General features: G+C 63.6%; 27 protein-coding genes. 17 read left to right on the top strand and 10 right to left on the bottom strand.

Going from position 1 to position 25,508, the window contains the following annotated elements; genetic code table 11:
* Positions 1–26: 26 nt before the first annotated feature.
* From L6D89_RS23790 to trpC, 10 genes are all read left to right on the top strand, one after another.
* The gene (locus tag L6D89_RS23790) at positions 27–1,973 is read left to right on the top strand and encodes a glycine zipper domain-containing protein (RefSeq protein ID WP_236201382.1); all 1,947 of its coding nucleotides are present in this window, start codon (positions 27–29) and stop codon (positions 1,971–1,973) included.
* A gap of 9 nt (positions 1,974–1,982) precedes the next feature.
* The gene (locus tag L6D89_RS23795; protein ID WP_236201383.1) at positions 1,983–2,888 is read left to right on the top strand and encodes a phage tail protein; all 906 of its coding nucleotides are present in this window, start codon (positions 1,983–1,985) and stop codon (positions 2,886–2,888) included.
* Entirely contained in the window at positions 2,860–3,069 is a 210-nt protein-coding gene (locus tag L6D89_RS23800; RefSeq protein WP_236201384.1) for a tail protein X, read from the top strand. Before L6D89_RS23795 ends, L6D89_RS23800 begins: the two co-directional genes overlap by 29 nt.
* Positions 3,070–3,133: 64 nt before the next feature.
* Complete coding sequence (locus L6D89_RS23805; protein WP_236201385.1) at positions 3,134–4,138, top strand: phage late control D family protein; 1,005 nt, start codon at positions 3,134–3,136, stop codon at positions 4,136–4,138.
* 1 nt (position 4,139) lies between these two features.
* On the top strand, positions 4,140–4,769 hold the full coding sequence (locus L6D89_RS23810) for a glycoside hydrolase family 19 protein (protein WP_236201386.1): 630 nt from the start codon (positions 4,140–4,142) through the stop codon (positions 4,767–4,769).
* A complete protein-coding gene (locus L6D89_RS23815) occupies positions 4,766–5,122 on the top strand; it encodes a hypothetical protein (RefSeq protein ID WP_236201387.1) in 357 nt (118 codons plus the stop codon). The genes L6D89_RS23810 and L6D89_RS23815 overlap by 4 nt, the downstream gene beginning before the upstream one ends.
* Complete coding sequence (locus tag L6D89_RS23820; RefSeq protein WP_236172601.1) at positions 5,119–5,370, top strand: hypothetical protein; 252 nt, start codon at positions 5,119–5,121, stop codon at positions 5,368–5,370. Before L6D89_RS23815 ends, L6D89_RS23820 begins: the two co-directional genes overlap by 4 nt.
* A 317-nt stretch (positions 5,371–5,687) precedes the next feature.
* Positions 5,688–6,284 carry an aminodeoxychorismate/anthranilate synthase component II gene (locus L6D89_RS23825; protein WP_236172600.1) on the top strand — a complete coding sequence of 199 codons (597 nt, stop codon included), beginning with the start codon at positions 5,688–5,690 and terminating at the stop codon, positions 6,282–6,284.
* The gene (gene trpD, locus L6D89_RS23830) at positions 6,281–7,330 is read left to right on the top strand and encodes an anthranilate phosphoribosyltransferase (RefSeq protein WP_236201388.1); all 1,050 of its coding nucleotides are present in this window, start codon (positions 6,281–6,283) and stop codon (positions 7,328–7,330) included. The genes L6D89_RS23825 and trpD overlap by 4 nt, the downstream gene beginning before the upstream one ends.
* Positions 7,327–8,163, top strand: a complete 837-nt coding sequence (gene trpC / locus L6D89_RS23835; RefSeq protein WP_236201389.1) for an indole-3-glycerol phosphate synthase TrpC — start codon at positions 7,327–7,329, stop codon at positions 8,161–8,163. The genes trpD and trpC overlap by 4 nt, the downstream gene beginning before the upstream one ends.
* 139 nt (positions 8,164–8,302) lie before the next feature.
* Here trpC and crp read toward each other — a convergent pair whose 3' ends face one another.
* Positions 8,303–8,950: a cAMP-activated global transcriptional regulator CRP gene (gene crp, locus L6D89_RS23840; RefSeq protein ID WP_024763566.1), complete on the bottom strand. Its 648-nt coding sequence runs from the start codon at positions 8,948–8,950 to the stop codon at positions 8,303–8,305.
* 375 nt (positions 8,951–9,325) lie between these two features.
* On the opposite strand from crp, the gene L6D89_RS23845 reads away from it, so the two are divergent.
* Both L6D89_RS23845 and speD read left to right on the top strand, forming a co-directional pair.
* Positions 9,326–9,748, top strand: coding sequence for an OsmC family protein (locus L6D89_RS23845; RefSeq protein ID WP_236201390.1), 423 nt, complete (start codon positions 9,326–9,328; stop codon positions 9,746–9,748).
* A 224-nt stretch (positions 9,749–9,972) separates the two neighbouring features.
* The gene (gene speD / locus L6D89_RS23850) at positions 9,973–10,767 is read left to right on the top strand and encodes an adenosylmethionine decarboxylase (RefSeq protein WP_138525630.1); all 795 of its coding nucleotides are present in this window, start codon (positions 9,973–9,975) and stop codon (positions 10,765–10,767) included.
* A 56-nt stretch (positions 10,768–10,823) separates the two neighbouring features.
* Here speD and L6D89_RS23855 read toward each other — a convergent pair whose 3' ends face one another.
* From L6D89_RS23855 to L6D89_RS23865, 3 genes are all read right to left on the bottom strand, one after another.
* Positions 10,824–11,579, bottom strand: a complete 756-nt coding sequence (locus tag L6D89_RS23855; RefSeq protein ID WP_236172596.1) for a carbonic anhydrase — start codon at positions 11,577–11,579, stop codon at positions 10,824–10,826.
* A gap of 142 nt (positions 11,580–11,721) precedes the next feature.
* Positions 11,722–12,369 (bottom strand): 2-polyprenyl-3-methyl-6-methoxy-1,4-benzoquinone monooxygenase, encoded by a 648-nt coding sequence (coq7, locus tag L6D89_RS23860; protein ID WP_236172595.1) that lies wholly within the window; start codon positions 12,367–12,369, stop codon positions 11,722–11,724.
* 102 nt (positions 12,370–12,471) lie between these two features.
* Complete coding sequence (locus L6D89_RS23865) at positions 12,472–12,810, bottom strand: histidine triad nucleotide-binding protein (RefSeq protein ID WP_138525632.1); 339 nt, start codon at positions 12,808–12,810, stop codon at positions 12,472–12,474.
* Between the two features lie 94 nt (positions 12,811–12,904).
* Between L6D89_RS23865 and L6D89_RS23870 the strand changes: the two genes are divergently transcribed.
* Positions 12,905–14,386, top strand: a complete 1,482-nt coding sequence (locus tag L6D89_RS23870; RefSeq protein WP_236201391.1) for an AAA family ATPase — start codon at positions 12,905–12,907, stop codon at positions 14,384–14,386.
* A gap of 6 nt (positions 14,387–14,392) precedes the next feature.
* Here the strand turns inward: L6D89_RS23870 and L6D89_RS23875 are convergent, their stop codons facing one another.
* The 4 genes from L6D89_RS23875 to hemJ all read right to left on the bottom strand — a co-directional run bounded on the left by L6D89_RS23875 (position 14,393) and on the right by hemJ (position 17,856).
* Positions 14,393–15,181 (bottom strand): SDR family NAD(P)-dependent oxidoreductase, encoded by a 789-nt coding sequence (locus L6D89_RS23875; RefSeq protein WP_236201392.1) that lies wholly within the window; start codon positions 15,179–15,181, stop codon positions 14,393–14,395.
* Positions 15,182–15,236: 55 nt separating this feature from the next.
* A complete protein-coding gene (locus L6D89_RS23880) occupies positions 15,237–16,337 on the bottom strand; it encodes a DUF805 domain-containing protein (protein WP_236201393.1) in 1,101 nt (366 codons plus the stop codon).
* 105 nt (positions 16,338–16,442) lie between these two features.
* Positions 16,443–17,411, bottom strand: a complete 969-nt coding sequence (locus L6D89_RS23885; protein ID WP_236201394.1) for an NAD(P)H-dependent flavin oxidoreductase — start codon at positions 17,409–17,411, stop codon at positions 16,443–16,445.
* A gap of 19 nt (positions 17,412–17,430) precedes the next feature.
* Complete coding sequence (gene hemJ, locus L6D89_RS23890; protein ID WP_236172590.1) at positions 17,431–17,856, bottom strand: protoporphyrinogen oxidase HemJ; 426 nt, start codon at positions 17,854–17,856, stop codon at positions 17,431–17,433.
* A 156-nt stretch (positions 17,857–18,012) separates the two neighbouring features.
* Between hemJ and L6D89_RS23895 the strand changes: the two genes are divergently transcribed.
* The 3 genes from L6D89_RS23895 (at position 18,013) to erpA (ending at position 20,978) form a co-directional block, all read left to right on the top strand.
* Positions 18,013–19,374: a chloride channel protein gene (locus L6D89_RS23895; protein ID WP_236201395.1), complete on the top strand. Its 1,362-nt coding sequence runs from the start codon at positions 18,013–18,015 to the stop codon at positions 19,372–19,374.
* Between the two features lie 83 nt (positions 19,375–19,457).
* On the top strand, positions 19,458–20,492 hold the full coding sequence (gene argC / locus L6D89_RS23900) for an N-acetyl-gamma-glutamyl-phosphate reductase (protein WP_045212607.1): 1,035 nt from the start codon (positions 19,458–19,460) through the stop codon (positions 20,490–20,492).
* 135 nt (positions 20,493–20,627) lie between these two features.
* Complete coding sequence (gene erpA, locus L6D89_RS23905; protein WP_236172588.1) at positions 20,628–20,978, top strand: iron-sulfur cluster insertion protein ErpA; 351 nt, start codon at positions 20,628–20,630, stop codon at positions 20,976–20,978.
* Between the two features lie 58 nt (positions 20,979–21,036).
* On the opposite strand, the gene L6D89_RS23910 is transcribed toward erpA, so the two are convergent.
* Positions 21,037–22,128 (bottom strand): anhydro-N-acetylmuramic acid kinase, encoded by a 1,092-nt coding sequence (locus L6D89_RS23910; RefSeq protein WP_236172587.1) that lies wholly within the window; start codon positions 22,126–22,128, stop codon positions 21,037–21,039.
* A 3-nt stretch (positions 22,129–22,131) separates the two neighbouring features.
* On the bottom strand, positions 22,132–23,577 hold the full coding sequence (locus L6D89_RS23915) for a peptidoglycan DD-metalloendopeptidase family protein (protein ID WP_236201396.1): 1,446 nt from the start codon (positions 23,575–23,577) through the stop codon (positions 22,132–22,134).
* Positions 23,578–23,759: 182 nt separating this feature from the next.
* Here L6D89_RS23915 and tyrS point away from each other — a divergent pair, with 182 nt between their 5' ends.
* Complete coding sequence (gene tyrS, locus L6D89_RS23920; protein WP_236201397.1) at positions 23,760–24,959, top strand: tyrosine--tRNA ligase; 1,200 nt, start codon at positions 23,760–23,762, stop codon at positions 24,957–24,959.
* Positions 24,960–25,508 lie beyond the last annotated feature (549 nt).

Consider the following 25,508-nt stretch of genomic DNA (forward strand, 5'->3'; position numbering starts at 1 on the left):
GTCGTCAGAGGGCGAATGAAATGGAAATGAGTGAAAAGCCGGACGTGCTGGTGGCGGCTGTCGTCGGGGTGGGCAGTACGCTCGGTCGGGTGATCGCAGACTCTGCCATGCGCCTGGGGAGCCTCGTTGGAAAGCTGGATGCGAGTCTGCCGCTGCGCACGTTGGTGGAGGGCATCGATGCCGTTCAGGACAACCAGGATATCCGTCATCGCGCCAGTGAGCGCAATGCAGGTGAAACCCGGCTGGCGCTGCGGCGGATCATCGATCTGCTGGTGATGCGGCCGGCGGAAATTCGGCTGCCGAAGATCACGGTGAGTGCGCCGCCACCGGCGAGCACACCGGCGAACGACTGGCAGCGGATGGAAACGGCGACCAAGTCGTTGTCCGAGCTGAATTCTGTCGGTGATGTTGCGCGATACGCCCTGAGCGCGAGCCTCGCGTTTCGTGGGCGCCTGATGCAGGTGCGCGAAGCGGCAGGACAACCCTACGACCCGGTCGCCGAGGCGGCATTGGGCAAGCGGGTGATGAAGGTGGCTGATGAAGCCGCGATGCCGCACGACAAGGTGCTGGATCTGGCACAGGCCATGGTCAAGAGCAAGGTGCCGCTCCGCGATATGGACGCGATGTTGCCAGTGGCGGCCAGGTTCGCCCAGGGACAGGGCGTGTCGACGCAAACGACAGCACAACTGATCAGCGCCCTGCAGCAGAAAGGTGGCATCAACAATGCTGTCGATCTGGAGCGTGCGCTGAGTGCAGTGGCGTGGCGTGGCCAGCAGGAAGCCCCGTCGGTCGAGTTGTTCAGCCGTGATCTGCTCGGCAGCCTGGCGTCGGTCCGGCCAGGGGACGCGCAGAAGAGCGAGGCATTGTTGCAGTCCAGGCAGTCCCTGGCAGCCGCGCCTGTCGATCTGCTTCAGCAAGGCGTGGAGAAACGCCGTGACTCGCCGCTGGGGCAACTGGAAGCCAGCGAGCAGAAGATTTCCGGCGCCATGCTGGGAATTGGCGATGCCATGCTCAGCCATCAAGGTGCCCTGGAGTTTGTCGGAGGTGGTCTGCTGGCGCTGAAGTCCCTGATCGACGCAAAGAAATTCGTCGAGGACGCCAATGATGCAATGCCCTGGAACTGGGGCAAGCGCGATGTCCAAGATGTCTTCGTCACCAACTGGCCGGCCTGCGTGTGCGACGGTCTCCTCGAGGGCAGGCCGAAAGGCAAGGGCAAGGGCAAAGGCAAAGGCGGCGGAAAATCGAAAACCGGCGGCTCGGGCAATGCGGCGCGTGGCGGTATCTTCCAGCGCGCCCGGTCCACCCTGGGACGCGCCGTCGGAGCCGCCTCCGGATGGCTCGGCCGGGCGGCACAAGCCGTGCGCTCTTCGCGTGTCGGTCGCGCTGCTGGTGGCATCGTGCGTCGTGGCGCAGGCCTGGCACGCCGCGTGGGTGCTTCCGGCATCGGGAGGGCGGCGGGCGGATTGGTACGGAAAGCTGGAGCGGGCTTGCGACGTTTCGGGCCGGTCAATGCCGCGTTGGCGATCGCCGATGTTGCCTCGGTCTATGCCAGTGACCAGTCGCCCGGGCAGAAGGCCGTCGGCTACGGCAAGGCCGGAGGCTCGGCCATTGGCGCGGCAGCAGGTGCTGCACTAGGCACGCTGATTCCGATTCCCGTCGTGGGGACGCTGGTGGGCGGCGCCATCGGCGCGACCGTCGGCGAATGGATAGGTGGCAGGGTCGGCGCGCTGTTCGGCCCATCGGACGAGGCAGCGAAAGCGCCATCGCTCGCCGCGCCGCCGGCAGCTCCGCCGGCCGTTGTTGCTGCTCCGCCCAACTGGACCTTCTCGCCGCAGGTGAGCATCAACGTGGCGGGCAATATCGTCAATCCGCAGCAGTTGCTGGACGAACTGATCCCGGCGATGCGCCGGCTGATCGCCGAGGCTCAGCAGGAACGGCAGCGCAATGCGCTGTTCGACACCGTCGTCATGTAAGGAGGCCCCATGACCTATCTGGAACAGTTCAATACCGGCCTCGGGATGATTGCCGGTGCTGCCACGGCCGCCCGGCGTGACCTGGAGCAGGTTGCCGCGCCGGTGGACAAGGCGTTGCTGCATATTCGCAGTGGCGTCGCTGCGCTCGAAGGCCTGCCCGGTGTCACTCCCGCAGCGGCAGCGAAGCTCAAGCGCGCCACTGATGGCATCGTCCGCGCCCAGGGCAAGCTGCAGAACGTGGTGAAGCAAGCCCAGGCCGAGCAGGAAAAGCTGCAGAAGAACCTCGACAAGACCCGGCAGGTGGCGGCCGAGGTCAACGAGCGCGTGGGGAAGCTGGGGGAAGAGATCAATAACGCCGGCCAGGCGGTAAACAAGGTGCTGGGCAAGATCGATCCACGCCTGAAGGACATCCTGCCCAGCTCGGTGCTGGCGCCCAGGCTCGATCCCTCCGAGCAGATGTGCAAGGTCCCGCAGCACCTGCTGATCATGACCCCGTTGAAGTCGACCGAGCAGACTTACTACTTCAACGTCGACACCACCGGCTTCCAGCGCCTGACCCGTACCAGCAGCTATGCCTGGAAGGACCAGGCACGGCTTGGCCGGCGCAGCGCGCAGCAGAGCGTCGGCCTGGGCCCGGAAACGCTCACGCTCAATGGCGTGGTCATGCCGCTGTTCATCCGTGCCGGCGACACCGCGCAGCGGGTCGGCTGGAACCAGCCGCGGATGCTGCGCGACATCGCCGCGCTGAGTGAGCCGGTCCATCTCGGCACCGGTCGCGGCGACGACCTGGGCAACTGGTGCCTGACCAAGATCAGCGAGACGCAGGAGGCGCTGTTTGCCAATGGCGTGCCGCGTCAGCAAACCCTCGACCTGGAGTTCACCCGCTATGGCGACGACGATAGTCAGAAGCGCTGACGGCGACCTGCTGGACCGCCTCTGCTACCAGCGCTACGGGCACCTCAACGGCTGTCTGGAAGCCGTGCTGGATGCCAATCCCGGATTGGCCGACGAGGCTCAGCCGTTGCGCAACGGGGTAATCATCCGCCTGCCGGAACTGCTCGCGCCGGCTAACCAGAGCGTGCGTTTGTGGGACTGACCAGCAGCGTGCGCTTCAGCAACCAGGCCCTGCTTCGGCAGGGCCTTTTCATTCAGGGTGGCTTATGAAACCTGCCTTTCGCATCAGTGCCGACGGCGCGGACATCACCCCGCTGGTCAGTGAGCGGCTGATCGAGCTGCAACTTACCGACAAGCCCGGCCTGGAGTCGGACACCTTCCAGATCACCATTGATGACCGCGATGGCGCCGTCACTCTGCCACGCCGCGGCGCCGCGCTGGAGGTGTTCCTCGGCTACGACGGCGCACCGCTCACGCGCATGGGCCGCTACGTAGTGGATACGCTGACCTACAGCGGCATGCCGGACAACCTGGTGATCAAGGGCAAGAGTGGCGACATGCGCGGCCAGGGCAAGGCTGCGCGCAGCGACAGCTGGGAGGGCGCGAGTCTGGCCAACGTGGTGGCCGACATCGCCGCGCGCAACGGCTGGCGCGCGGCGTGCAACGTCGACACGCTGATTGCGCGCATTGACCAGATCCGCGAGTCGGACTTCAACTTCATCACCCGGCTGGCGCGGCAGTATGACTGCACCGCGAAGCTGGCCAACAACAGCCTGCTGGTGCAGCCGCGTCAGTCCGGTCGCAGCGCCACCGGGCAGGCGCTGGAGATCCCGCTGCTGCGGCGCGGGGACGTCGGTTCGTTCCGCTTCACCCTGGACGACCGCAAGGTGGTGGCAGCGGTGAAGGTGCCCTACCGCGGTGCCGACGGTGTGCAGAAGCAGGTGCGCGTGAGCAACCCTGACGCGCCTTCGCAGGTGACGGCCGAGCATTGCGACCGGCACCTGCAGCCGGATGAAGCAGCGGCTCGCCGCGTCGCCGCGGCCCGGTTGGCCGAGTTCAACCGCAACAGCGCCGAGGTACAGTTGGACATGCCCGGTCGCGCCGACCTGTTCGCCGAACTGACCATCGATCTGCAGGGCTTCAAGCCTGGGCTCGACGGGAGCTACCTGATTGACTCGGTCACCCAGCATTTTTCTGCCGGCGGTTGGACTACCTCGCTGCAGTGCAACGGCGGGGCGCGAGGCAAGGGCAAGGCCGGGGAGGGCGGTTGACATGCTCATCGATGAACGTCAGCTCCTGCTGATCCTGCCCAACGCCCGCCCCGTCGCGGGCGTTTTTCTGCCGGTGCTGGAAGCGGCGATGCGTGATTTCGCCATCGACACGGCGCCGCGTGCTGCCGTCTTCATCGCGCAGATCGGCCACGAGAGTGCGCAGTTGACCCGCAGCGTGGAAAGCCTGGCCTACAGCGCTCAGCGTCTGGCCGCTGTCTGGCCGCGACGCTTTCGCAGTGCCGATGGCTCGCCCACGGCGCTGGCGCGGGAGGTGGCGTACCAGCCGGAACGCATCGCCAATCTTGTCTACGCCGGGCGCAACGGCAATGGCGATGAAGCCTCCGGTGATGGTTGGCGCTTTCGCGGTCGCGGCCTGCTGCAGGTGACCGGGAGGAGCAACTACCGCTCCGTCGGTGAAGGGCTGGCGCAACCCTTTGTGGCCCGCCCGCAGCTGCTGGCGGAGCCGCGCTGGGCGTGCCGCACTGCGGCGTGGTGGTGGCAGTGCAACGGGCTCAATGAACTGGCCGATGCGGCACGCTTCGAAGACATCACCCGGCGCATCAATGGTGGGTTGAATGGCCTCGAGGAGCGTGTGCAGCTTTGGCGGCGGGCGCAGGCGGTGCTGGGATGAACCGTTTCTGGCTGGTGCTGGGCATGACCGGCTTTCTGCTGGGCGGCGTGTTTGGCGGCTGGCTGAGCGCGCGCTTTTATGGCGGTCAGCTGGAGAGCCTGCGTTTGCAGCAGGCGCGTTGCAGCGACGCCGGCAAGGCGCTGGAGTCGAAGCTGGCGCTGCAGAACCTTCAGGTCGAGGCGTTGGAACAGGCTGCCCGCCAGCGGGCGGACTCCGCCGAGCGCGCGCTGACCTTGGCCCGCGAGCAGGCGCAGAGCCATGAAGCGGCTGCCAGCCGGTTGCTGCTGGAGCGCAGTGACGGCGAGGAGTGTGCGGTGGTTCGTCAGTTGCTCGACCGGGCGTTGTTGCCATGAAGCCGCTGTGGGGGCTCTCCGTGCTGCTCCTGGCGGGCTGCACTTCCACCGCTCCGGTACCGCTGGAGGTGCGTATTCCGGTGGCGGTTCCGTGTCGCGCGCCGGCCGTCGAAACGCCTCGCTTTGCCACCGCCGAGTTGCGCCCGGCGGACGATCTGCAAAGCAAAGTGCGCGCGCTGCTGGCCGAGCGGCAGCAGCATCTCGCCTACGAAATCCGTTTGCGTGCCGCGCTGGATGCGTGCCGCTGAACCTTCCTACCTTCGTCGGCAAGGGCGCCCAGCGTATTGCGCTGGCGCCCGGCCTTGGGCTACTGTTCGGCCATCGCTAGGCGAGACCGCAACCGTGATCCACCGCAGCCGCATCATCACCTCCCTCCTCAAGGCATTCGCCCGTTGGCGCTGGCGCGCCTGATTCCTTCTTTCCCGGCATAGCGCCGGTCTCTTCTTACGCGTCCATTTCTCTCATCCGCTGGCATAATTGCCAGATTCGCGCAGCCTACGAGGCCGCAACGGGTGTCGACGATGGCGCGATCCGAAAGCAGTGCAATCATGAGGTTCGAGCAGACATGCTGCTGATGATCGATAACTACGATTCCTTTACCTACAACCTGGTGCAGTACTTCGCCGAGTTGAAGGCCGACATCCACGTCATTCGCAATGACGAACTGAGCGTCGACGAGATCGCCGCGCTCAACCCCGAGCGTATCGTCCTCTCTCCCGGCCCGTGCACGCCTAACGAAGCGGGCGTATCCCTGCAAGTCATCGAGCGCTTTGCCGGCAAGCTGCCGCTGCTGGGCGTGTGCCTGGGGCACCAGTCCATCGGCCAGGCCTTCGGCGGCGACGTGGTGCGCGCCCGCCAGGTCATGCATGGCAAGGTCAGCCCGGTGTTCCACAAGGACCAGGGTGTATTCGCCGGCCTGAACAACCCGCTGACGCAGACCCGCTATCACTCCCTGGTGGTCAAGCGCGAGACGCTGCCCGACTGCCTGGAAATCACCGCCTGGACGGCGCTGGAAGACGGCTCGGTCGACGAGATCATGGGCCTGCGCCACAAGACGCTGAACGTCGAAGGCGTGCAGTTCCACCCCGAGTCGATCCTCTCGGAGCAGGGCCACGAGATGCTGGCCAACTTCCTCAAGCAGACCGGCGGGGTGCGCGCATGAATATCAAGGAAGCCCTCAACCGGGTGGTCAACCAGCTGGACCTGTCCACCGAGGAAATGCAGGACGTCATGCGCGAGATCATGACCGGGCAGTGCACCGACGCGCAGATCGGCGCCTTCCTCATGGGCATGCGCATGAAGAGCGAGACCATCGACGAGATCGTCGGCGCCGTGGCGGTGATGCGCGAGCTGGCCGACCAGGTCGAGCTGGACAGCCTCAAGCACGTGGTCGATGTGGTTGGCACCGGCGGTGACGGTGCGAACATCTTCAACGTGTCCTCGGCAGCGGCCTTCGTGGTCGCCGCGGCCGGCGGCAAGGTCGCCAAACATGGTAACCGCGCGGTTTCCGGCAAGAGCGGCAGTGCCGATCTGCTGGAGGCCGCCGGCATCTACCTGGACCTCAAGCCGGTCCAGGTGAAACGCTGCATCGAGACCGTGGGCGTCGGCTTCATGTTCGCCCAGGTTCATCACAAGGCCATGAAGCACGCCGCCGGCCCGCGCCGCGAGCTGGGCCTGCGTACTCTGTTCAACATGCTCGGCCCGCTGACCAACCCGGCCGGTGTGAAGCACCAGGTGGTCGGCGTGTTCAGCCAGGCGCTGTGCCGCCCGTTGGCCGAAGTGCTCAAGCGCCTGGGCAGCGAACACATCCTGGTGGTGCATTCGCGCGATGGCCTGGACGAGTTCAGTCTCGCCGCGCCCACCCACGTCGCTGAATTGAAAGACGGCGTGGTCAGCGAGTACGAAGTGCAGCCGGAAGACTTCGGCATCAAGAGCCAGAGCCTGATCGGCCTCACCGTGGACAGCCCGCAGCAGTCGCTGGAACTGATCCGCGACGCCCTTGGCCGTCGCAAGACCGAGGCCGGGCAGAAGGCCGCCGAGCTGATCGTGCTCAATGCCGGCGCCGCGCTGTACGCCGCGGACCTGGCCACCAGCCTGCACGAAGGCATGCAATTGGCCCACGACGCCCTGCACACCGGGCTGGCGCGGGAGAAGATGGAAGAGCTGGCGGCCTTCACCGCCGTTTACCGAGAGGAGAACGCACAGTGAGTGTGCCGACGGTTCTGCAGAAGATCCTGGCCCGAAAGGCCGAAGAAGTCGCCGAACGCCGCGCCCGTGTCGCCTTTGCCGAGGTGGAGCAGTTGGCGCGTGCAGCGGATGCCCCGCGTGGTTTCGCCAATGCTCTGCTGGAGCGTGCCAAGCGCCGCGAGCCGGCGGTGATTGCCGAGGTGAAGAAGGCTTCGCCGAGCAAGGGTGTCCTGCGCGAGAACTTCGACCCTGCCGACATCGCCCGCAGCTACGAAGAGGGTGGCGCTGCCTGCCTCTCGGTGCTGACCGACATCGACTTCTTCCTCGGCAGCGATGCCTACCTGAAGGAAGCCCGCGCGGCCTGCAAGCTGCCGGTGATCCGCAAGGACTTCATGATCGATCCGTACCAGGTGGTGGAAGCCCGTGCCATCGGCGCCGACTGCATCCTGCTGATCGTCTCGGCGCTGGATGATGTGCGCATGGCCGAGCTGGCCTCGGTGGCCAAGGACGTCGGCCTCGACGTGCTGGTGGAAGTGCACGACGCGGCAGAGCTGGAGCGTGCGTTGAAGACCCTGGACACCCCGCTGGTCGGCATCAACAACCGCAACCTGCACACCTTCGAGGTAAGCCTGGAGACCACCCTGGACCTGCTGCCGGAGATCCCGCGCGAGCGCATGGTGATCACCGAAAGCGGCATCCTCAACCGTGCCGATGTCGAGCTGATGGAAGTCAGCGACGTGTTCGGTTTCCTGGTCGGCGAGGCCTTCATGCGCGCCGAGGTGCCGGGCACCGAGCTCAAGCGCCTGTTCTTCCCCGAGCGCAGTAAGGTCAAGCTGGGCGCCGATCCGGACTGACAGCTCTTTGTAGGAGCTCGCTCGCGAACTGCCCAGGCGCCGTAGTGGCCTGTAATGGTTCGCGAGCAAGCTCGCTCCTACAGAGTCAGGACAACAAAAAAGCCGGCGATTGCCGGCTTTTTTGCTTTCTGGGGATGCTTCAGCGGGTGCCGAAGACCACCATGGTCTTGCCTTTCACGTGTACCAGACCCTGTTCTTCCAGGCTCTTTAGTACGCGGCCGACCATCTCGCGGGAACAGCCGACGATGCGGCCGATCTCCTGGCGGGTGATCTTGATCTGCATGCCGTCCGGGTGAGTCATGGCGTCCGGCTGCTGGCACAGGTCCAGCAGGGTACGCGCAACGCGGCCGGTGACATCGAGGAAGGCCAGGTCGCCAACCTTGCGCGTGGTCTTGCGCAGGCGGTCCGCCATCTGGCTGCCCAGGGTGAAGAGAATCTCCGGATCCTGCTGGCTCAGTTCGCGGAACTTCGCGTAGCTGATCTCGGCGACTTCGCATTCGGTCTTGGCGCGAATCCAGGCGCTGCGCTCCTGGCCGGTGCTGCCTTCTTTCTCGAAGAGTCCCATCTCGCCGAAGAAGTCGCCAGTGTTGAGGTACCCGATGATCATCTCGCGGCCATCGTCATCCTCGATCAGGACGGTTACCGACCCCTTGATGATGAAGAACAGGCTCTCGCAGCGGTCACCGGCGTAGATGATGGTGCTCTTGGCGGTGAAGCGGCGGCGATGACAGTGCGCGAGCAACTTGTCGAGGTTCTTGATTTTGGGTGTGAGGGTAATAGCTACCATGCCCGAGTCCCGGAAAGTATAAGAGTGGCCTTTGCACTACAGGCGCTAATGATTTTTTATGTTCAGCTGTGGTGCCGTGCATCCCTGGCGCGATCCCCCTCGATCCCCAGGGCGGCGTGATTGCCTTGCTGAGCAGTCTTGCGTGTACGTAAATCAGCAAGAGCTTAACAGACGACGTGTTACCAGCAATCGGAAGTCTGGAACGTTCGTGTAGGCAATTTCTGAGAGTGTGCCAGTAAACCGGCGCCAGCTTAAGCGATAAATGCATACTCGCCGTGTGGAAATGAGACCTGGGTAACAGCCATCGCTCCCACTGGGCGTGCTAGAGGGCTGTGATAAGCTGTCGCCCCTTTTTTTCCGGCGGAGTTCCTTGCAATGAAAGCGCGAATCCAGTGGGCGGGCGAGGCCATGTTCCTCGGCGAATCCGGCAGCGGCCACGTCGTGGTGATGGATGGCCCGCCGGATGCCGGTGGCCGCAATCTGGGCGTGCGTCCCATGGAGATGCTCCTGCTCGGCCTGGGTGGCTGCACCAACTTCGACGTGGTCAGCATCCTGAAAAAGGGTCGTCAGCCAGTGGAAAGCTGCGAGGCCTTCCTCGAGGCCGAGCGTGCCGATGAAGACCCGAGGGTGTTCACCAAGATCCACGTGCATTTCGTGGTCAAGGGCCGTGGTCTGAAGGAAGCGCAGGTCAAGCGTGCGGTCGAGCTGTCGGCCGAGAAATACTGCTCCGCCTCGATCATGCTCGGCCGCGCCGGCGTAGAGATCACCCACGATTACGAGATCGTGGAACTGGGCTGACAGCCTCGTTCATCCTTTCATCATCAAGGGTGCGCAAAATCTGGCAGAGGTCGCCTGACCTCTGCATAATGCGCCACCTTTTTTCAGGGCCTTCCGCCCGAAACCAGAAACCACAATCGCCATCGCGAAGAGGTGTAAACCGTCCTACGCAGGTGCTGCCGTACGCATCTGACGGGCATGCTCAACCACGCGGCAGAGCCGCATTTGATGAGAGTTATCCCACGGTGAAAAGCAAACTCAAGCTCCACGGGTTCAACAACCTGACGAAGACCTTGAGCTTCAACATCTATGACATCTGCTACGCCGAGACGCCTGAAGACCAGCAGGCTTACGTGCAGTACATCGACGAAGAGTACGATGCCGAACGTCTCACGCAGATCCTCACCGATGTTGTCGACATCATTGGCGCAAACATCCTGAACATCGCCCGTCAGGATTACGATCCGCAAGGCGCCAGCGTGACCATCCTGATCTCCGAGCAGCCGGTCACCCCGACCGATAGCCAGATCGAGGAATCCCCGGGGCCGCTACCGGAAACCATCCTGGCGCACCTCGACAAGAGCCATATCACCGTACACACCTATCCGGAGATCCATCCGGTGGAAGGCATCGCGACCTTCCGGGTGGACATCGATGTGTCGACCTGCGGCGTCATCTCGCCGCTGAAAGCGCTCAACTACCTCATCCACCAGTTCGATTCGGATATCGTCACCGTGGATTACCGCGTGCGCGGCTTTACCCGTGACGTGGAAGGGAAGAAGCACTTCATCGACCACGAGATCAACTCGATCCAGAACTATCTCTCCGACGACACGTACGAGGCCTACCAGATGACCGACGTGAACGTGTACCAGGAGAACCTGTTCCACACCAAGATGCTGCTCAAGGAGTTCGACCTGGACAACTACCTGTTCGGCGATGCGACCCGCAACCTGTCGCCCGAGCAGCGCAAGCAGGTGGAAGAGCGTGTCAGGCACGAGATGCTGGAGATCTTCTATGCGCGCAACATGCCGCGCTGATTTCTCCGCAGGATGAGAAAGGGCACCCAAGGGTGCCCTTTTTCATTGCCGGTCAGTCAGTCCTCACCGACCTCGCGGCTGGTGGCGCTCTGTGTCGGACGGTGGTTGTCCGGGAACAGCTTGTGGAATTGTCCGATCTGCTGCTTCGACATCTCGATGGGTTGCTCGAACAGCACCCACTGCACACCCTCGGTGCACGGCGGCGTGGTGAGCGAGCCGTGGTAGTACAGGTGGTGGCTGGCGCTGGGAACCAGCTTGGCGAGGTCGGGGGCGGACTTCGCGGCGAGTTGTGCTTCCTTGCCTTCCTGGGATGGCAGGTGCTTCCACAGGTTGGCCAGTTCCTTGTTCGCTCGGCCCTCCTTGATCATCAGGCCAAGCACCAGCAGGTGCCCGTCCTTGTCCTGGTTCACCAGGTGCATTTCCATGGGGTAGGACTGGTGGTTGAACTGATGCTCGCTGGGCGTATGGAAATGGAACTGCACAAGGCGGTAGTCGGTGCCCTTGTAGGTCAGCGTGTCGCCGTCGGCCGCACTGGCCTGGATGGTGTGGCCGTTGTTGATCAGCTTGAGCGATGTCTTGCCGTAATGCAGCTTCAGTTCTGCGGCGTCGACTTTCTGTGGCTGCGTCCGGGACTTTTCCACATCGATCGGTGATTGCTCGTGCCCGCTGGCGCAAAGAGCGCTGCCCAGCTCACCCCAGTGCGCCGGGCCCTGGTCGCCGGTGTATGCCCAGTGGGCGTCGGCGGCGTGGGCGGTGGAAAGGGCGAGGCAGAGTGGGGCGATAAGGTAGGAAAAACAGGTAGTGAAGCGCATGGAAACTCCGGTTGGGGTGAACAGCCGGAGCAGCATCCTCCCAGCATGGGCTGTGCGGAAGGTGTAGGGAAAAGCTTAGGGATTTTCCTGCGCTAGATAGAGAGATATCCGGGCCGATGCCGATTCATCGGCCCGGAGAGGATCAGATCCGGTAAGTGGACTTGGTCATCACCCTGGACAGCAGCGTCATGCCGAACTTCACCGGCGCGGGGAAGCGCAGGCCGCCGGCCTCGATGGCGCTGGTGGCGTGGTGCTCCTCGTCTTCGCGCATTTGTTCGAGGATGGCGCGGGACTTCTGGTCTGCGGCTGGGATCTCCGCCAGGTGTTCGTCCAGATGCTTGCACACCTGGTCTTCCGTGGCGGCGACGAACCCCAGGCTGACGCGGTCGCTGATCAGCCCGGCGGCCGCGCCAACACCAAAGGACAGTCCGTAGAAGAGCGGATTGAGCACACTCGGGCGGCTGCCCAGCTCGCGGATGCGTTGTTCGCACCAGGCGAGATGATCGACTTCTTCGTCGGCCGCTTCTTCCATCGCCTTGCGTACTTTCGGCAACTTGGCAGTCAGTGCCTGCCCCTGGTACAGCGCCTGGGCGCAGACCTCGCCGGTGTGGTTGATGCGCATCAGGCCGGCAACATGGCGGGCATCGGTCTCGCTGAGCTCGGCGTCGGGCTGGACGATGGCGGGCGACGGACGCCCCGGATGGCCACTGAACGGCAGCAGGGTACGCAGTGCGGCATCGGCCTGCAGGAGGAAACGGTCGGCGGGAGAGTAGTGACGGTCGGCGGACATGGCGCACCTCCGAGTAGGAACATTCGTTCGGCAGTTTACCGGATGGCGGATGACAGGTCTTGCCGAGGTGCGCGCAGCTTCTTGGCGTCGACTGGTCGGCGATCAGCCCGGCGGCCAGTGCATCTGGCGCTGACCCAACACGTGCATGTGGATGTGGTGCACGGTCTGGCCGCCGAGGTCGTTGCAGTTCATCACCACGCGGAAGCCCTCGTCGCAGCCCTGCTCCTTCGCCAGGCGCTGGGCGGTGAAGAGGATGTGCCCGGCCAGCGGCTTGTCCGCTTCGCTCAGGTCGTTGAGGGTGGACACGTGCTTCTTCGGGATCACCAGGAAATGTACCGGCGCTTGCGGGCCGATGTCGTGGAAGGCGATCACCTGGTCATCTTCATAGAGCTTGCGCGCGGGAATTTCCCCGGCGACGATCTTGCAGAACAGACAGTCCACGAAGTGCTCCTCCAGTCATAGTGGGTAGGAGCAGGAGTTTAGCGGCCGTCGACCGCCGCGCCCAGTTCCGGGCCGGCCAACGCAAGGAGCGAGCGTGCAGAACGATATTCATGATCTGGGCCTGGTGCTGGACTCCAGGGTCAAGCTGATCGTCATCGAATCCTGGGACGAACCCCGGGTGCTGGAAACCCTGACCGGGCTGGCCGTGCGCCGTGGGCTCAACCTGCAGCTGTGGTCGGCGACCGAGGGCCTGCAGCGCCTCGGTTTTGGTGGCGAAGCCCAGGGCGAGGGCGACAGCCGCGAGGCGGAAACTGCCCTGCGGCTGATCAAGGCCGACCCGCAGCCCAACCTCTATGTGCTCTGCGATCTGCATCCCTATCTGGCAGATAACCCGCGTGCCGTGCGTCTGCTCAAGGAGATCGCCATGGCCGAGGGCAATTTCCGCCCCACGGTGGTGCTGGTTTCCCATGCGCTGAAACTGCCGGCCGAAGTGCAGCGCTTCGCCGCGCGTTTCGCGCTGTCGCTGCCTTCCGAGGACGAACTGGTCGGCCTGGTGCGCGAGGAAGCAAGCCGCTGGAGCGAGCGCAACAAGGGTGCTCGGGTACGAACGGACAATCGCACGCTGCGCCAGGTGGTGAAGAACCTGCGCGGCCTGACCCACGGTGAGGCCCGATTGCTGGCGCGCAGTGTGATCTGCAACGACGGCGCGATCACCCAGGAAGACCTGCCGGAGCTCAATCGCACCAAGTTCGAGCTGCTCAATCTCGACGGTGTCCTCAGTTTCGAGCACGACACCGCACGTTTCGCCGAAGTGGGCGGGCTGGCCAATCTCAAACGCTGGCTGGGTGAGCGGCAGAGCGCTTTTACCGAGAGCAAGGACAAGGACCTGCCCAAGGGCGTGTTGCTGGTGGGTGTGCAGGGCGGCGGCAAGAGCCTGGCGGCCAAGGCTGTTGCCGGGCTGTGGGGCTTGCCGTTGCTGCGCCTGGATTTCGGTAGCCTCTACAACAAGTACTTCGGCGAGACCGAGCGCAACCTGCGCGAGGCCTTGCGCCTGGCGGACAGCATGGCGCCCTGTGTGCTCTGGGCGGACGAGATCGAGAAGGGCGTGGCCACCGGTGACCAGGACAACGGCGTCAGTCAGCGCGTTCTGGCCACGTTGCTGACCTGGATGGCCGAGCGCAAGGCGCCGGTGTTCATGGTGGCCACCGCGAACGCCATCGATCGGCTACCGCCGGAGCTGGTGCGCAAGGGGCGTTTCGACGAGTTGTTCTTCGTCGACCTGCCGGATGACGAGGTACGCCAGGATATCTTCCGCATCCATCTGCAGCGTCGAGAGCTGGACGCGACCCAGTTCGAACTGGATGAACTGGCCGCTGCCAGCGAAGGATTCTCCGGCGCGGAGATCGAGCAGGCAGTGGTTGGCGCGTTCTATGCCGCGCAGGCTCGGCAGAAGTCTGTGGACCAGGCGTTGCTGCTGGAGGAAATCCGCCGTACCGCGCCGCTGTCGGTGGTGATGGCCGAGGAGTTGGCGGCCCTGCGCGCGTGGGCCGACGGTCGCACGGTGCGCGCGGACTGAGCCTGGCTAGCTGGCCAGCGCCAGGCGATTGATGCGCCCAGCCAGCTTGCGCATGACCCAGCGTGGCAGCAGGCGCACGCCACAGGCGAACAGACGGTTGCGCCAGCCAGGGATGATCAGGGCGGGCGCGCGGCGCAGCGCTTTCACTGCCAGGAAGGCGACTTCCTCAGGAGACATTACTCGCTTGCTGTCGCCGAGCTTGCCCAGGTGCATGCCGGCGTTTCGGTAGAAGGCGGTGCGGGTCGGCCCGGGGCACAACACGGAAACCTTAATGCCGCGGTCTTTGAGCTCTTCGCGCAAGCCTTCGGAGAAGTGCAGCACGAATGCCTTGCTGGCGTAGTAGCTGCTCATCCACGGGCCGGGCAACAGGCTGGCCAGCGACGCGACGTTGAGAATTCGTCCGCCGCCGCTGCGCTCCATCATCGCGCCGATGCCATGGCACAGGCGCGCCAGGGCCAGCACGTTGAGCTCCAGCAATTCCTGCTCGCGGGACCAGTCCTGGTCGATGAAGGCGCCGGAGGTACCGACCCCGGCATTATTCACCAGCAGCTCGATGTGCCGCCCGCTCTGTTCCAGTTCGTGCAGCAGGCCGGAGATCTGCAGCGGTTCGGACAGGTCGCAGACGCGGAACAGCACCTCCACCCCGAAACGCTGGGACAACTCGCAAGCGGCGCTATCCAGCGCGTCGCGCTGGCGCGCCACCAGGATCAGTGCCTGGCCACGGCGGGCGAGGGCTTCGGCCAGGGCCAGGCCGATTCCGCTGGAAGCGCCGGTGATGAGGGCAAAACGAGGCATTCAGGAGTCTCTGTGGCGGGGTGGCGTTCGACCACGCCCGCCACGGGTTGTTGCATTACTGATCCGAGTCGCCGCCTTCGCTGTCGCCACTGCTGAAGTCGCCGTCGGAAGGCTCCGCGGTAGCCGCCGGATCGGCAGCTTCGTCGCCTTGCTGGTGTTGCGAGGCTTGCGCCGCCTGGGCGCGTTCGACGTAGCTCTGGTAGGCCGGCATCGCGATGGCGGCGAGGATACCGCCAAACACCGGGAACAGCAGCCAGGAGAAGGCCAGGACCTTGACGCCAGTGCTGTTGGGCGGCGGCGGCGGGCCGAAGCGGTTGGCAGTCTGCTCGCCGGGCATGAACAGCATCAGCAGGCTCAGGACCGCGTTGACGAAGGGTACCAGCAGCGCAAGCCAGAGCCAGCCGGACCAGCCCAGGTCATGCAGGCGCTGTACGCCAATCGGCACGCTGAAGACCACGGCGGCAATGACCACGACCGCGATAGCCACCACGCCCAGGGGCAGTGATACGGCCATCAGCAGGCTGGCGAGCAGGTACGCGCCGAAGGCGATGAAGGAGAGTGCGGCAGACCAGCCGAGATAGCGTACGCGTCCGATCCGGCCGGACAGGCTGCGGACTTTCAGTTCGCCGAACTCCGGGAGGTCATCGCCGACCTGTGCCTGGGGAGGCGCGTAGGGCGATGCTGCCGTGGCGGGGCTCGCGGGCGCGCCGGTGGGGGCCGGGTTGGCTGCCAGCTCGGCCTGGCGCGCGAGGTATTTCTCGATGACGATGCCGCAGGCGCTGCATTCGATGGCGCTGGCTTGCTCATGCCCGCACTTGGGGCAGGTCATCCGCTCGCTGCTGGCCGCTTCACCGGCCGCGCGGGCGGCCAGGGTCGCTTCGCTGGGGTGGTCTTCGGTCTCTACCAGGCTGAAGCCGGCAATGCCTTCGGCTTCCTTGCGGGCGTTGGCGCCGGCGCCATGGAGCGCGCGCAGGTATTTGTCGGCTTCGTCGCCGGACAGATCGCGCTTGAGCACGACCGGCTGGCCACTGAACAGCGCATCGATCTTCGAGGCATCACTCTTGAACAGGCGAGCGAGATTTTCCTTGGCAGTCTCCAGCGGCGTCTGTGGCATCAGCGCGCCGTCGAACACGATCTTGAAGCGGGATTGGTCCATCGGGGCATCCTTGTCTTCTGGCTATGTTGGAATCGCTACAGCGTAATCGGGCAGCCGGAGGCCAACAAGCAGCCCCGGCGGATATATCGTGAGCGGTGCCGCAGCTCAGACCAGCAGTTGGTTGGACAGCCCGGCGCTGCGGGTGAGGGCCTGGCGGTACTCGTGGTCGAGTCGAGCGATCAGGTCGCCTACCGCCGGCAGGTCGCGGATGTCGCCAACACCCTGGCCGGCGGACCACACGGTCTTCCAGGCCTTAGCCTCGTCACTCACCGGCTTGAGCTTCTCACCATAGTTGAGCGCGCCCTTGTCGTTCAGCCGCTGCATGTCGAAGCCGGCGGCTTCCAGGCTCTGCCGCATGAAGCTGGCCGGCACGCCGGAGACGGCGGGAGTGTGGATGATGTCGGCAGCGCGAGCGTCGAGCAGCATGTGCTTGTAGTCCTCGGAGGCGGCGCTCTCGCGGGTGGCGATGAAGCGGGTGCCGAGGTAGGCGAGGTCGGCTCCCAGCACCTGGGCGGCGAGGATCTCGTGGCCATGGTTGATGCAGCCGGCCAGCAGCAGGGTCTTGTCGAAGAACTGGCGGATCTCGGCGACCAGCGCGAAGGGGCTCCAGGTGCCGGCGTGGCCACCGGCGCCGGCGGCAACGGCGATCAGGCCGTCGACCCCGGCTTCTGCCGCCTTCTCGGCGTGCCGGCGCGTGGTGACGTCATGGAATACCAGGCCGCCATAGCTGTGTACGGCGTCCACTACCTCGCGCACTGCGCCCAGGCTGGTAATGACGATGGGCACCTTGTGCTCGACGCAGAGTTTCAGGTCGGCCTGCAGCCGCGGGTTGGTGTTGTGGACAATCAGGTTGACCGCATACGGGGCAGCCTGCGGATCGGCGGCGAGGCCCGCCTCGATTTCTTCCAGCCAGGCCTTGAAGCCGCTGCTCTCGCGCTGGTTCAGCGCCGGGAAGCTGCCGACGATACCGCTTTTGCAGCAGGCCAGGACCAGTTGCGGGGTGGAGACCAGGAACATCGGGGCCGCTACCAGCGGAATGCGCAGGCGGCGGTCGAGCAGGGCAGGCAGGGACATGGCAGTTTCCTTGTCGGGGTCAGAAGGGTTTGACGACCACCAGGATCACGATGGCAAGCAGGAACAGCACCGGCACCTCGTTGAACCAGCGGTAGAACACGTGGCTGCGGCCGTTTTCGCCGCGGGCAAAGCGCTTGAGCATGGCGCCGCAGGCGTGGTGATAGCCGATCAGCAGCACCACCAGGGTCAGCTTGGCGTGCATCCAGCCCTGGGTCAGCCAGGCCGGATTGAGGTAGAGCATCCAGGCGCCGAGGACGATGGTAAGGATCATCGACGGGCCCATGATGCCGCGGTACAGCTTGCGTTCCATGATGCAGAAGCGTTCGCGGCTGGCAGCGTCTTCGCTCATGGCGTGGTAGACGAACAGGCGCGGAAGATAGAAAAGGCCGGCGAACCAGCAGACCACGGCAATGATGTGAAAGGCTTTCAACCACAGGTAAAGCATCGGGATTTCCTCGGATCACGGTTGAGCCGATAGTAGTGGCGCCGTGCAATGGAGTCATCCCGCATCTATATACACAGGGGGCGTTATCGCCTGTCCCGTCCGTGGCGCATTGCCGCGCGCGCCGTATGGCATCCGGAAGATGCCAGGCTGCTGCTCATGTCCGACCTCACGCCGTCCGAACCTCCTGCCGACGTCTCGCCGCGCCAGACCCTGAAACGCTCAATCGCCAGACACCCCTTGCTGCGGCGATGGCGGCGGACTCTGGCGTTCTGGCTCGGGGCTCTCCTGGTAGGCCTCGTCGCGCTGGCTTTCGCCCATCTGGCAGACCTGGCCAGCGCGACTTTCCGTGCCGTGGTCGCGCACAACCGCTGGTGGCCCTGGTTGCTCTGCCCCCTGGGCTTCGCCGGCCTGGTGTGGTTGACCCAGGGGGCGCTGAAGAACACCCGCGGCAGCGGCATTCCGCAAGTCATCGTGGCGCTGGAGATGCGCAGCAGTCGAACGCGCAATGCCTTGCTGTCGCTGCCGATCGCCGCAGGCAAGTTGTTCCTCACCTTGCTGGCATTGCTGGTAGGCGCTTCAGCGGGGCGTGAAGGGCCGACGGTGCATATTGGAGCCGCGCTGATGTACTCCTTCGGTCGGCGCCTGGGCCTTTACGACAAGCGCACGGTGTCCGGCCTGATCATTGCCGGCGGCGCTGCCGGTATCGCGGCGGCCTTCAATACGCCCCTGGGTGGTGTGGTTTTCGCTATCGAAGAGCTGAGCCGTACCTTCGAGCAGCGTTTCAGTGGCCTGGTGCTCACGGCGGTGCTGCTGGGTGGCATGGTCACGCTGGGGCTGATGGGCAGCTACAGCTACTTCGGCCGGCTATCCGAGAGCATGCCATTGGGGCCCGCGTGGATCGCCGTAGTCGCCTGCGGCCTGCTCGGCGGGTTGCTTGGCGGCCTCTACTGTCGGCTGGTCCTGCCTACCCGGCGGGGGCCATTGAGTTTCATCAGCCGCTGGCGCGGGCGCTGGCCGATTCGCTTCGCCGCCGGCTGTGGTCTCCTGCTGGCGCTGCTCGGGATGCTCTCGGGGCAGCATGTGTTCGGCACCGGCTACGCGGAGACCCGCTCTATTCTTGAGGGGCAGCCCGTGGTGGGGCATGAGTTTCTGTTGTGGAAGTTCATTGCCAATGTGATCTCCTTCATCGCGGGGATTCCTGGCGGGCTGTTCTCGCCGTCACTCACCGTCGGTGCCAGCCTGGCGCCCTGGCTGGCACCGCTGATCCCCGGTGCCAGCCTTCCTGCGGTCGGGCTGCTGGGAATGTCGGCCTACCTTGCCGGCGTAACGCGCACTCCGCTGACGGCCACGGTGATCACCGTCGAGATGTCGCACAGCCCGGACATGCTGATTCCGATCCTGGCGGCGACGCTGCTGGCCAGCGGCGTTTCCGCGCGCCTGACGCCGCTACCCATCTATCACGCGCTGGCCCGCCAGATGCAGGAAGCCCTGGCTCCGACCAAAGGGTCTCAAACCTAGGTAATTTCACTCTGTTCAGTCCGGGCAGCGGCTCATATCATGGATGCCCCTGAATTTGGCCCAAATGGTGGAGTGACAGGCAGATGATCAAGGTTGGTATCGTAGGTGGTACGGGTTACACGGGCGTGGAGCTGTTGCGCCTGCTGGCACAGCATCCCCAGGCGCGTGTCGAGGTGATCACCTCGCGCTCCGAGGAAGGCGTGAAGGTTGCCGATATGTACCCGAACCTGCGAGGCCACTATGACGGGCTGGCCTTCAGCGTGCCGGACGTGAAGCGCCTGGGCGAGTGCGATGTGGTGTTCTTCGCCACCCCGCACGGTGTGGCCCACGCACTGGCTGGCGAGCTGCTGGCGACGGGTACGCGGGTGATCGACCTGTCCGCGGACTTCCGTCTGCAGGACGCCGAAGAGTGGGCCAAGTGGTATGGCCAGCCCCACGGCGCGCCGGAACTGCTGCCCGAAGCTGTCTACGGCCTGCCGGAAGTAAACCGTGAGGCCATCAAGTCTGCACGTCTGATCGCCGTCCCCGGCTGCTACCCGACCGCCACCCAGCTCGGCTTCATTCCGTTGCTGGAGAACGGCCTGGCTGACGCCAGCCAATTGATCGCCGACTGCAAGTCCGGCGTCAGCGGTGCCGGCCGTGGCGCCAAGGTGGGTTCGCTGTTCTGCGAAGCCGGCGAAAGCATGATGGCCTACTCGGTGAAGGGCCATCGTCACCTGCCGGAAATCAGCCAGGGCCTGCGCCGCGCAGCCAAGGGCGATGTCGGCCTGACCTTCGTGCCGCACCTGACGCCGATGATCCGCGGGATCCACGCGACCCTGTACGCCCGCGTCGCTGACCGGGGTGTCGACCTGCAGAAGCTGTATGAAGAGCGCTACGCCAACGAACCGTTCGTCGACGTGATGCCCGCTGGCAGCCATCCGGAAACCCGCAGCGTGCGTGGTGCCAACGTTTGCCGCATCGCGGTGCACCGCCCGCAGGGCGGGGACCTGGTGGTGATCCTGTCGGTCATCGACAACCTGGTGAAGGGCGCATCCGGCCAGGCGATCCAGAACATGAACATCCTGTTCGGCCTCGACGAGCACCTGGGCCTGTCCAACGTCGCGCTGCTGCCGTAAGGAAAGACTGCCCCGGAAGGCGGCCAATTGATCTGGACCAATGGATGAGTCGGATTAGTTGACCGTTTTTCTGGGGTAAGCGGATAATGGTCCGCAATGTTGTAACGTACGGCTTCGGCCGGGAGAGTTTTCACCATGACCATCGAAACCTTCACCCCCACTCCGCTGATGTTCTCGCACGGCGCTGCGAACAAGGTGAAGAACCTGATCGACGAAGAAGGCAATCCGCGCCTCAAGCTGCGGGTGTTCGTCACAGGCGGTGGCTGCTCGGGCTTCCAGTACGGGTTCACCTTCGATGAAGACACCGCGGACGACGACACCATCGTCGAGCGCGATGGTGTCAGCCTCGTGGTCGATCCGATGAGCTTCCAGTACCTCGCCGGTGCGGAAGTGGACTACCAGGAAGGCCTCGAAGGTTCGCGGTTCGTCATCAAGAACCCGAACGCAGCGACCACCTGCGGCTGCGGCCAGTCCTTCTCGATCTGATTGCTGTAGAAGCGAAAACGCCGCGCAGATGCGCGGCGTTTTTGTTTGTCGGGCGGGTTCAGGCGGGGTAGAGCGCACCGAGAATGCGTGGCCCTTGGGCGGCTGTCACTTCCGGGCAATTGCCGGGCTTGCGCTCGAGGAAGCGATGAGCCAGCCAGGCAAAGGCCATCGCCTCCATCCACTCCGGTGGTACGCCGCGCTCGATGCTGCTGATGACACTCGCGCCAGGCATGTGCGCAGCAAGGCGTTGCATCAGCGTTGCGTTGAAGGCTCCGCCGCCGCAAACCACCACTTCCTCACAGCCCGGCTGCGCATCCAGCAGGGCATGGGCAATGCTGTGGGCGGTCAGCTCCAGCAGCGTGGCCTGTACATCCTCGGCGTTTACCGAACCGTGGTTGGCCAGTAGCGCCTGGAGCCAAGCCAGGTTGAAGCGTTCGCGGCCAGTACTTTTCGGCCCTTTGGCGGCAAAGAAGTCATCCGCCAGCATCGACTGCAGCAAGCGCTTGTCGATGTTGCCGCTGGCCGCCCAGGCGCCGTCACGATCATAGGGCTCGCCGCGCTGCTGCTGAATCCAGGCATCCAGCAGCACATTGCCCGGGCCACAATCGAAGCCTCGGACTGCCTGTCCGGGGCTCAGCAGCGAGACGTTGCTGAAGCCGCCGACATTGAGGATCGCGCACTCGCGGTGATCGCTGCCGAACAATGCCTGGTGGAAGGCAGGAACGAGTGGCGCACCCTGGCCACCGGCAGCGACGTCGCGGCGGCGGAAGTCGGCCACCACATCGATCCCGGTCAGTTCGGCCAGCAATGCCGGATTGCCGATCTGCACGGTGAAGCCCAGGTGCGGCTCGTGGCGAATGGTCTGGCCGTGGCTGCCGATAGCACGAATCGAGTTGCTGCCCAGGCTCTCCCGAGCGAGGAGCTCGTTGACGCCTTGTGCAACCAGACGTACCCAGCTGTTTTCCGCGAGGGCGGAGCGGGCGATTTCGTCATGGCCGCAGGAGCAGAGTGCCAGGAGATCGGCGCGCAGCGCTGCAGGCATGGGGAGGTAGTGAGAGGCGAGCAGAGTGGTCTGCTCGCCTTGCTCGATCAGAGCGATGTCCAGTCCGTCGAGACTGGTGCCGGACATCACTCCCAGATAGAGCGGCATCGATCAGCGCTTGTTCAGGGCCAGGAAGGTTGCCTTCTCCTGGTCCATGCGCGCGATCAGCGGTTGCGCCTGCGCCATGAAGCGCTTGCGCTCCGGACCAGTCAGCGGGTCGGCTGTCGGCAGCTTGGCGCTCAGTGGATCGACGTGCTGGCCGTTGACCTGGAACTCGTAGTGCAGGTGCGGGCCAGTGGCGAGGCCGGTCATGCCGACGTAGCCGATGATCTGGCCTTGCTTCACGGCAACGCCGGAGCGAATGCCCTTGGCGAAACGGCTCATGTGGCCATACACGGTGCGATAGCGTTGGCCGTGCTGAATCACCACGGCGTTGCCGTAGCCACCCTTGCGCCCGGCTTCGAGGATCTTTCCGTCGCCGGTCGCCTTGATCGGGGTGCCAATCGGCGCTGCGTAGTCCACGCCCTTGTGTGCACGAATCTTGTTCAGGATCGGATGGAAACGCCCTATCGAGAAGCGCGAGCTGATACGCGCGAAGTCCACCGGCGTGCGGATGAACGCTTTGCGCATGCTGCTGCCGTCGGCGCGCAGGTAGCTGGTGTTGCCTTGCTTGTTGGTGTAGCGCACCGCGGTGTATTCCTTGCCGCGGTTGACGAAGCGGACGGCCAGGATACTGCCGGTGCCGACCTGCTTGCCCTTCACCTGCTGCGATTCGTAGATCACGTCGAACTCGTCGCCCTGGCGAATATCCTGGGCGAAATCGATGTCGTAGCCCAGAACGTTGGCCATCGACATGATCAGGTCGTGGGACAACCCTGCATTGCGGCCGGCGACGAACAGGGAGCTGTCGATGCGGCCGTGGGCATAGTTGGCATGGACCGAAGGTTTCACCAGGTCGCGCTTGAAGTCATAGCCCTTGGCGGACTTGGCCAGGCTGATGGTCTCCAGATCGCTGCGCTTGACCTTCAGGCCTTGCAGCTCGCCCTTGGAATCAATGAGGAAGTCCACGTCCTGGCCGACATCGAGACGGGTGAACTGCTTGGCGTCCTTGTTGGCGGCAAGCATGTCGTGCACGGCGTTAGCCGGCAGGCCGGCCTTCGCGAACACGTTGGAAAGAGTGTCGCCCTTGCCCACGGTCACGCTCTTCCACGCAGGTTCTGCGGGAGCGGAGGGGGAGGGTTGCTGCTTCGAATCGGCGAGATCGTTGTTCTTTTCCGCGTCTTTTCCGGCGCTGTTCTGGTTATCCGGCTGGCCTTCGATCTGTGCAAAAGGCGAAGAGCCGTCGTCTTCCGTGACCGCGTTGGGTCGAAGATCGTCTTTTTCCTGAAGGATCTGCTCGGTACCGCTTTCCAGCTCGAGATTGAGCGTGGTCTTCTTCGCCTCGACCTCGGCCGAGGGGAACACCAGCAGAGCCAGGCTGAGGAGCGCTGCTACACCGCTTGCGGCGAGCAGATGGCTCTTCGGGTAGTACGGCGCTTTCTGATTGGATTGCGTCATGGCATGAGTGGTGTTTTTGGAATGTGAAATAACTGCCTAAAATATAACCAAATTCCCTCTGAAGCAACCCTGATGTCGGGCTTCTGACGTCCTGTCCTCTGGCGCTGGGCAAAACTTGTTTTTAGTGCCTGTTCTTGTATCGTTGGTTCCCTTTCGCAATTCGCAACGTACAGGAACCTGCAATGAAGTCGGTCGAAGAGCAGCTGGCGCTGATCAAGCGCGGAGCAGACGAAATTCTCGTGGAGGCCGAGCTGATCGAAAAGCTCAAGCGCGGCCAGCCCCTGCGTATCAAGGCCGGCTTCGACCCGACCGCCCCCGACCTGCACCTGGGCCATACCGTTCTTATTAATAAGCTGCGGCAGTTCCAGGATCTGGGCCATCAGGTGATCTTCCTGATCGGTGACTTCACTGGGATGATCGGTGACCCGAGCGGAAAAAGTGTTACCCGCCCACCCCTCACCCGCGAGCAGGTTCTCGACAACGCCGAGACGTACAAGGCTCAAGTTTTCAAGATCCTGGACCCCGCGAAGACCGAGGTGGCCTTCAATTCCACCTGGATGGACCAGCTTTCCCCCGCTGATTTCATTCGACTGGCCTCCCAGTACACCGTTGCACGTATGCTGGAACGCGATGATTTCAGCAAACGCTATGCCAGTAATCAGTCCATCGCCATTCACGAGTTCCTTTATCCGCTGGTCCAGGGCTACGACTCGGTAGCGCTGCGAGCCGACGTCGAACTCGGTGGCACCGATCAGAAGTTCAACCTGCTGATGGGGCGCGAGCTTCAACGTGCCTACGATCAGGAGCCGCAGTGCATCCTGACCATGCCGTTGCTCGAAGGTCTGGACGGCGTGAAGAAGATGTCCAAGTCCTTGGGCAACTACATCGGTATCCAGGAAGCGCCGGGCGTCATGTACAGCAAGTTGGTCTCCATTCCGGATACCTTGATGTGGCGTTACTTCGAGCTGCTCAGCTTCCGCTCCATGGATGAGATCAATGGTTTCCGCAAGGATGTAGAGGCTGGCGCCAATCCGCGCGACATCAAGATCAGGCTGGCTGAAGAGATCGTCGCTCGCTTCCATGGCGAAGAAGCTGCTGCTTCGGCGCACAAGTCCGCCGGTAACCGTCTCAAGGAAGGCGAGCTGCCGGAAGATCTGCCGGAAGTGGAAGTGGCGGCGGGAGAAGATCTGCCGATCGGTGCTGTCCTTAATAAGGCAGGCTTGGTGAAGAACTCTGCAGTCGCTCGCGACCTGCTGTCTTCTGGTGGCGTGCGGGTGGATGGCGATGTAGTAGATCGCAGCTTCGTGTTCAAGGTCGGTGCTACCCACGTGCTGCAGGCTGGCAAGAAGGCCTTCGCGCGCGTCTCTCTGGTTGCTGAGTGAAGAAAGTTTAAATTAGTCGTTGACGGCTAATTTAAACTCCCTATAATGCGCACCACTCCCAGCGACGAAGCGCTGAAAGAACTTGAAAATCAAGTACTTACAGAGATTCGAAGGTGAGAGTGGTGATCAGGCAGATGATTCACTTGCCGCTCTTCATTGGCTGCTCCGGCAGCGAGCTGAAAAGAAGGTCGCCGAGGTGCTTGACAGTGAGTTTGATCGCTGTAGAATGCGCCTCCCGCTGATGAGAGGTTTGACTTCTCGGAAGCCCAAGCGATTGAGTAGAAAAGAAATTTTCGAAAAATAAAGCTTGACGAAAGATGAGGTTGGCGTAGAATGCGCGCCTCGGTTGAGACGAAAGCCTTAACCAACTGCTCTTTAACAAGTTGAATCAAGCAATTCGTGTGGGTGCTTGTGATGTAAGGCTGATGATCGACTGATTATCAGCAACGCAAGTAACACTCGTAAATTCGAGAGTTTTAGCTCATTAAATTGAGCATGCGATTGCTGAGCCAAGTTTAGGGTTTTCTCAAAACCCAAGCAGTATTGAAC

The sequence above is a fragment of the Pseudomonas pseudonitroreducens genome (genome assembly GCF_021603645.1).
Classification (GTDB): Bacteria; Pseudomonadota; Gammaproteobacteria; order Pseudomonadales; family Pseudomonadaceae; genus Pseudomonas; species Pseudomonas pseudonitroreducens.